Consider the following 6,977-nt stretch of genomic DNA (forward strand, 5'->3'; position numbering starts at 1 on the left):
GCCAGGGCCGGCAGGAACAGGGCCTTCAGGGAGCCCCAGACGTCTTCATCCCAGCCGGGAAACCCGCCGGCACTGAAAATTCCCCAGTGAACGGAAAAGAGCAGCATAAGCAGAATGCCCAGCCAGAATTCGGGCACTGCCAGCCCAAGCTGGGTGCCGGCCATCACGGCGGCATCTGCGGGGCGGTTCTGATGACAGGCGGCAAAAACACCCAGGGGCAGGGCCAGGACCACGGCAATGGCCATGGCCATGAGCGCCAGGGGACCGGTGACCGCCAGGCGGGATCCGATAAGCTCGAACACCGCCATGTCATAGGTAATGGAGTGGCCGCCGGTGCCTTGCAGGAGGCTGCCGATCCAGCTGCCATACTGGGTCCAGAACGGTTGATCCAGCCCCAGCCGCGCCCGAAGAGCCGCCAGGGTTTCCGGCGAGGCATTGATCCCCAGGATGATCTGGGCCGGGTCGCCCGGCAGCACGAAGAGCACCGAAAAGACGGTTAGGGAGACCAGAAAAAGCACGGCCGCCAGGCTGACCATTTTTTTAATCAGATAGCTGGTCATGGGTGCCTGAACGCCATGATTACTGCTTCCACCACACCGCTGTGCAGTCCAGGGCGATGGTCGGGTAGTTCTCCCACCACCCCATGACATTGGCTTTCATCGCCGGCAGGCTGGGAGTGGAAAAAAGAAATCCGTTGACCGCATCATCGGCGATGATCTCCTGGCAGCGGCCAAACCATTTTGCCTTGCCGGCTTCGTCCGGGGCCTTAAGGGCATTGGCATAGGCATCCCGGAATTCCTGGGAGTCGTACTGGAAGTAGTAGTCCGGTTTGGCGTAGATGCCGATGTCCCATGCCTCAACGTGGCCGATCATGGTCAGCTGGTATTCTTTCTTCTTGAAAATTCGATCGATCCACTGGCCCCATTCCACGATTTCGATGGTCAGGTCGATGCCCACCTTGGTGAGCATGTCGGCGATCACTTCACCAGCCCGTCTGGAGTAGGAATAGATCGCCGGCAGTTTGATGGTGGCCGAAAAACCGTTGGGGTAGCCGGCTTCCTTCAGCAGGGCCCTGGCCTTTTCAGGATCGTACGGATATCGCCCGGTAAGATCCTTGTAGTAGGGGGTGGAGGGCGACCAGTGGGATCCGATGGGAGTGCCGTAGCCGAACATGACCAGGTCTATAACCGTCTGACGATCGATGGCATGGGCCATGGCCTGGCGGACCATCCGGTTGTCGAAGGGGGCGGCCTGGTTGTTGGTGGACATGATCACCTCGCCGGTGGTGGTGCCGGCATAGACCTTGAAACGCTTGTCTTTTTCCAGCATCATGGCCGACTCGGGCGCGGCGATATAGCCAATCACGTCGATGTCCCCGGCCTTGAGCGCGGCGATCTGGGCGGCCGGATCGCCGATGAAACGGAAGATCACCCGGTCCAGATAGGGCAAAAAGGGATTCCAGTAGCCGTTGAAGCGGGCCATTTCCACCCGGTCCCCCCTGATCCATTTGACGAAGTTGAAGGGGCCGGTGCCAATGGGATTGGATTTGGCCGTTTCAAAGCCCTTCAAGGGCAGCATGACCGCATCCCCTTCAGCCATGTGGGCGATGAACAGGGCATCTACGGATTTTAGCCGGATGGCCAGGGTGTGGCTGTCCGGCGTTTTGATGCTTTCGATACCGTTGAAATATTCGGGGTGGGGATTGCCGTTCTCAGGCAGGGCAGACCGATCCAGGTTCCATTTGGCCACCGCCGAATCGAAAGCCTCCCCGTTGTGAAAGCGCACCCCTTTTCTCAGGTTGAAGGTGTAGACCAGGCCGTCGGCCGAGATGTTCCAGCCATTTGCCAGGCCGGGCAGAAAGCCGCCTCCGCTGTCCACCTTGACCAGACCTTCGTAGATGTTGGCGTAAACGACCCGGTCGATGGCCGCTGCGGTATGGGTCGTGGGATCCAGCCCCGGCGGCTCAGCCGGTTGGCAGACCGTCAACGTGCCGCCCTTGATCGGCGCCTGAGAAAAAGCGGAACTTACGAGAACAAAGGAGAGGATCAGGAAAAGGGAACCCAAGGCAATTTTCATCTTTTCTCCTTTCAGTGATAAATGGGCGGAGAACTGCTTTTTCAATTACACGTGCTTAAGATCTCGGTAGGCCGTCAGGCCATAACTGCTTTGTGCGTCGAGAATCCCCCGGATAATAGCCCGCGCCAGGCAGTCGGCAGCGGCATGACCCAATTCGTTGATGGTCTGGGCGACCGGCGCCGTAAATAAACTGGACTTTTCCGGCAGGGGCTGCTTGGCTGTGGCCAGGCAATAGACGATATCCCCGTCAAACATGGTATGGGCCGGCCGGATGGCTCGGGCCATGCCGTCATGGGCCATCATGGCGATCTTTTTTGCCTGGGGTTTGGTGAGGACCGCGTCGGTGGCCACAACGGCCAGGGTGGTGTTCTCGCCCGTCGTACCGGTGGGCGTCGCGGGTAGCACCACCCGAGGGCGAATACGCCCGGCAAATTCTTTTCCGCTTTCAAGACGGGCCTCCCAGAACGTGCCCGTGGCCGGATCAACAGTCGATCCCAGGGAGTTGACTACCACCAGGGCGGCCACGATTATACCCATGTCCAGAACGAGACTGGCACTGCCCACTCCCCCCTTGATGCCGCCGGACATGGCGCCCGTACCGGCACCCACGCAACCGGTTTTCACGGGTCCCGGGCCGGCGGACCGGCAGGCCAATTCGCCCCAACTGCTGTCCACCGGCGGTCTGAATTCAAGGCCGCGTCCCAGGTCGAAGAGCACGGCCGCTGGAACGATGGGGGCCACGTGGATGTCATCTATCTGGAAGCCGATCGCCCTGGATTCCAGATGCCGCACGACCCCATCCGCCGCGGCCAACCCGTAAACCGACCCTCCCGAGAGACAGACCGCCTGGACTTTCTCCACCAGATTTTCAGGCGCCAGCAGGTCGGTTTCCCGGGTGCCCGGCGCAGCTCCCCGAACATCGACGCCGCCCACCGCCCCGTCGGCACAAATCACCACGGTCGTTCCGGAGGCAGCTGCCGTATCGGTATAATGCCCCACCCAAATGCCGGGAACATCGGTCAACCCATTGGTTTTTCCTGCTCGGTGCATGTTGTTTAAAGATCGATCGGCGTGGTGTGAGAAAACGTTTCTGCCCGGGCGGCACGATTGCCGCCCGTACCCCGGGGTATACCATTTCCAGGGTGATATGGCTACTGCGGATCGAGGAATCCGGATTCGAACAGATCGTCGGCCTGGGTGTCGATGACGCGGGAAAGGGCCACGTAGCGTTCCATGAGGGTGTGGGCATAGGGTGTGAGGGTGGAGCCGCCGCCGGCACTGCCGCCCTGGCTCTTTACCAGCAGGGGTTTGCCCAAGGCCTCTTCGGTTACCTTGATTTTGCCCCAGACCGCCCGATAGCTCATTTTGAGATCCTTGGCCGCCGCGTTGAGGGACCCGCATTTTTCAATGGCACTTAAAATTCGCATGCGGCCCAGGCCGAAAATGATCCGTCCTTGGCGATCCTCCAGCCAAACTTTTGATTTGACACTGACTTTTCTGGTTTTGGCGGCCATCTCACCTCCTGTCATCCGGGCACGGGTGCCGATAACGTAAAGAGGATAGCAGGCAAAAGAACCGTCAGCAAGGGGAAAAATGAGCAGTTGGCCGCACACCGGGGTGACCCTCGGGTTGTCGGAAAAGTGAGGCTTTTATTTGGGACACACGTTGTAGAAACGATATCCTCTGCTATATGTCGAAGACGAGTCCCTGGGCCAGGGGAAGGCTGCGGCCATAGTTGATGGTATTGGTCTGACGGCGCATATACCCCTTCCAGGCATCGGATCCGGACTCCCGGCCGCCGCCGGTCTCTTTCTCACCGCCGAAGGCGCCGCCGATTTCTGCGCCGGAGGTGCCGATGTTGACATTGGCAATGCCGCAGTCTGAACCGGTGGCGGAGAGGAACGCCTCGGCCTCGCGTAAATCGTTGGTGAAGATGGCCGATGAAAGACCCTGGGGGACATCGTTCTGGATGGCGATGGCGCTAGCGACATTGCCGCTGTAACGGATCAGGTAAAGTATCGGTGCAAAGGTCTCATTCTGAACGATGGCACAGTCGTTTTCCACCTCGCACAGCGTGGGCTGAACATAGCAACCCGATGCATACGCGGGGCCTTCGAGGACCTGGCCGCCAAAAATGATCTTTCCTCCCTGGGCTGACACCTGCGCCAGTGCCTGGCGGTAGTCCGCCACGGCTGCGGTGTCGATGAGCGGTCCCATATGGTTGAAGGAATTCAGGGGCGTGCCGATGCGCAGGCTTGCGTAGGCTTTGGTCAGGGCCGCGACCACCTGGTCGTAAATGGATTCGTGGATGATGACCCGACGGGTTGAGGTGCAACGCTGGCCGGCAGTGCCGACGGCGCCGAAGACGATGGCCGTGACCGCCATGGCCATGTCGACGGCCGGGGTAACGATAATAGCATTGTTGCCCCCCAGCTCAAGAATGGCCCGTCCGAAGCGGCTGGCCACGATTTGGGCGGCATGGCGGCCGACCCGGGTGGAGCCGGTGACCGACACTATCGGTACTCGCGTATCTTCAAGCAGTCGCTGGCCCACGGTGTGTCCGCTGCCCACCACCAGGGAGAAGAGTCCTTCGGGGATCACATCGGCATTGTCCCGCAGAACGTCGGCCAAGATATGCTGCACGGCGATGGCCGATAGCGGCGCCTTGGACGATGGCTTCCAGAGACTGGCATCACCGCAAACCGCCGCCAGCATGGCATTCCAGGCCCACACCGCTACCGGGAAGTTGAAGGCACTGACGATACCTACCACACCTAATGGGTGGTACTGGTCGTACATGCGGTGTTCCGGACGCTCCGAGTGCATGGTATACCCATAGAGCTGACGGGACTGACCCACGGCAAAATCGCAAATGTCGATCATTTCCTGGACTTCGCCCAGCCCCTCCTGGAGGGATTTGCCCATCTCGTAGGAGACCAGGGTGCCCAGTGGCTCCTTGTAAGCCCTGAGCTGACGGCCGATCCGGCGGACGACTTCTCCCCGCTTGGGTGCCGGTACCTGTCGCCACCTGAAGAAGGCCTGGTGGGCAGTGTGGGCCACCTGATCATATTCGGCCTCCGTGGCGGTGAAGACGCTGGCGATAACGTTGCCGTCCACTGGGGAGATTCCCTCGATCGTCGGTCCTTCACTGCCGCCCAGCCAGTTCAGGCCGGTAGACACGCCGCGGTTCTCTTTTTCAATGCCCAGCGTCTTTAAGAAATCCATGTTTTTCTCTTCTCCAGAACGTTTAATCCTTCAAATCCAATCCCAAGTTCAAAAGGCCAAGATGCCATTTGTAGACAGGCTACTCGGCATCCATGAACGGGTAACGATAATCCGTGGCCGGCAGGAAGTTCTCCTTTATGGTTCGCGGACTGACCCAGCGATAGAGGTTGAGAATACTGCCCGCCTTGTCGTTGGTGCCTGACATCCGACCACCGCCGAAGGGTTGGCGTCCCACCACGGCACCGGTGGGTTTGTCGTTGATGTAGAAGTTGCCGGCCGCATGGACCAGCCGACGCCGGGCCATTGCCACCGCTGTGCGATCCCGGGCCAAAATGGCGCCTGTGAGGGCGTAGGGCGAGGTTCGGTCGCACAGGTCCAGGGTCGCTTCGAAGTCATCGTCGGCATAGACATAAATCGTAAGCACGGGTCCGAAGATCTCTTCCTGCATGGTTTTAAAATGAGGGTCGGTAGTGAGAATCACCGTCGGGTCGATGAAATAGCCGGAACTGCTGTCATAGTCGCCGCCGGCGATAATTTTTGCCGCTACGTGATCCCTGGCATACTCAATATATCCGGTAATCGTGTCAAAGGCGGCTCGGTCGATAACGGCATTGACAAAAGTGGAGAAGTCCTCAGGCGACCCCACCTTGATGGTGCCCATGGCAGCTGTCAGTTTCTCTTTCAGATTCGCCCAGAGTGATTTGGGGAGATAGGCCCGGGAGACGGCCGAGCATTTCTGTCCCTGGTATTCAAAGGCGCCCCGGATCAGGGCGGTGGCCACGGAAGCGAGATCGGCACTGGGATGAACGAAGATAAAATCTTTTCCACCGGTCTCGCCGACGATACGCGGGTAGGTGCGGTAGCGGCTCAGGTTGTCGGCGACGGTTTTCCACATGCCCTGAAAAACCGTTGTGGATCCGGTGAAGTGAATGCCTGCCAGATCCGGGCTGGCCAGAACGGGATTGCCCACCTGGGCGCCCGACCCTGGGATGAAATTGATCACTCCCGGCGGCAGCCCGGCTTCCATGAACGTCTGCATGAGCATCCAGGCGGAATATACGGCCGAGGATGCCGGTTTCCACAACACGGTGTTGCCCAGCATGGCCGGTGCCGACGGCAGATTTCCGCCGATGGCGGTGAAGTTGAAGGGGGTGACGGCAAATACGAAGCCCTCTAAAGGGCGGTATTCCAGGTGATTCCATTCGGCCGGGCCGGACCGGGGCTGCTGCCGGTAAATCTGGGTGGCGTAGAAGGCGTTGAAACGAAGGAAATCGATGATTTCACATGCAGAATCGATTTCCGCCTGATTAATGTTCTTGCTCTGGCCGAGCATGGTGGCGGCATTGAGGGTCATGCGCCGGGGACCGGCGATGAGATCGGCCGCCCGGGAAAAAATGGCCAGCCGGTCGTCCCAGTCCATGGCCGCCCATTCCCCGGCGGCCGATGCGGCTGCCTCGATGGCCATTGACACCTCTTTCTTGCCGGCCTGGTGGAAAAGGGCCAGCTGGTGCCCATGGTCGTGGGGGACGATGCATCGACCGAGGTTGCCGGTTTTCACGGGCTTCCCGCCGATGATCAGCGGAATTTCTATCTCCGTGTTCCTGAGCCGCTGCAGTTCGTCTTTAATGCGGCCTCGCTCATCGCTGCCGGGCTGGTATTCAAGGACCGGTTCATTG

Annotated in this window: 6 protein-coding genes; all 6 read right to left on the reverse strand. The window is 59.8% G+C overall.

Features of this window, described 5'->3' with window-relative positions; all coding sequences use genetic code 11:
• The coding region (locus tag QNK41_RS02120; RefSeq protein WP_319253261.1) for an ABC transporter permease at window positions 1–560 on the reverse strand (560 nt) is incomplete at its 3' end.
• Window positions 561–579: 19 nt separating this feature from the next.
• Complete coding sequence (locus tag QNK41_RS02125) at window positions 580–2,076, reverse strand: ABC transporter substrate-binding protein (RefSeq protein WP_319253263.1); 1,497 nt, start codon at window positions 2,074–2,076, stop codon at window positions 580–582.
• Between the two features lie 45 nt (window positions 2,077–2,121).
• Window positions 2,122–3,099 (reverse strand): P1 family peptidase, encoded by a 978-nt coding sequence (locus tag QNK41_RS02130; RefSeq protein WP_319253265.1) that lies wholly within the window; start codon window positions 3,097–3,099, stop codon window positions 2,122–2,124.
• 128 nt (window positions 3,100–3,227) lie between these two features.
• Window positions 3,228–3,590 carry a winged helix-turn-helix domain-containing protein gene (locus QNK41_RS02135; protein ID WP_319253267.1) on the reverse strand — a complete coding sequence of 121 codons (363 nt, stop codon included), beginning with the start codon at window positions 3,588–3,590 and terminating at the stop codon, window positions 3,228–3,230.
• 172 nt (window positions 3,591–3,762) lie between these two features.
• Complete coding sequence (locus QNK41_RS02140; RefSeq protein ID WP_319253269.1) at window positions 3,763–5,301, reverse strand: aldehyde dehydrogenase family protein; 1,539 nt, start codon at window positions 5,299–5,301, stop codon at window positions 3,763–3,765.
• A gap of 79 nt (window positions 5,302–5,380) precedes the next feature.
• The coding region (gene pruA / locus QNK41_RS02145; protein WP_319253271.1) for an L-glutamate gamma-semialdehyde dehydrogenase at window positions 5,381–6,977 on the reverse strand (1,597 nt) is incomplete at its 5' end.

It is taken from the genome of Desulfosarcina sp. (assembly GCF_033791525.1).
Lineage (GTDB): Bacteria > Desulfobacterota > Desulfobacteria > Desulfobacterales > Desulfosarcinaceae > Desulfosarcina.

Excerpts from the sequence above, each read along its gene's own strand:
- QNK41_RS02125 (WP_319253263.1), bottom strand. The coding sequence starts at position 2,076 with ATGAAAATTGCCTTGGGTTCCCTTTTCCTGATCCTCTCCTTTGTTCTC.
- QNK41_RS02135 (WP_319253267.1), bottom strand. The coding sequence starts at position 3,590 with ATGGCCGCCAAAACCAGAAAAGTCAGTGTCAAATCAAAAGTTTGGCTG.
- QNK41_RS02140 (WP_319253269.1), bottom strand. The coding sequence starts at position 5,301 with ATGGATTTCTTAAAGACGCTGGGCATTGAAAAAGAGAACCGCGGCGTG.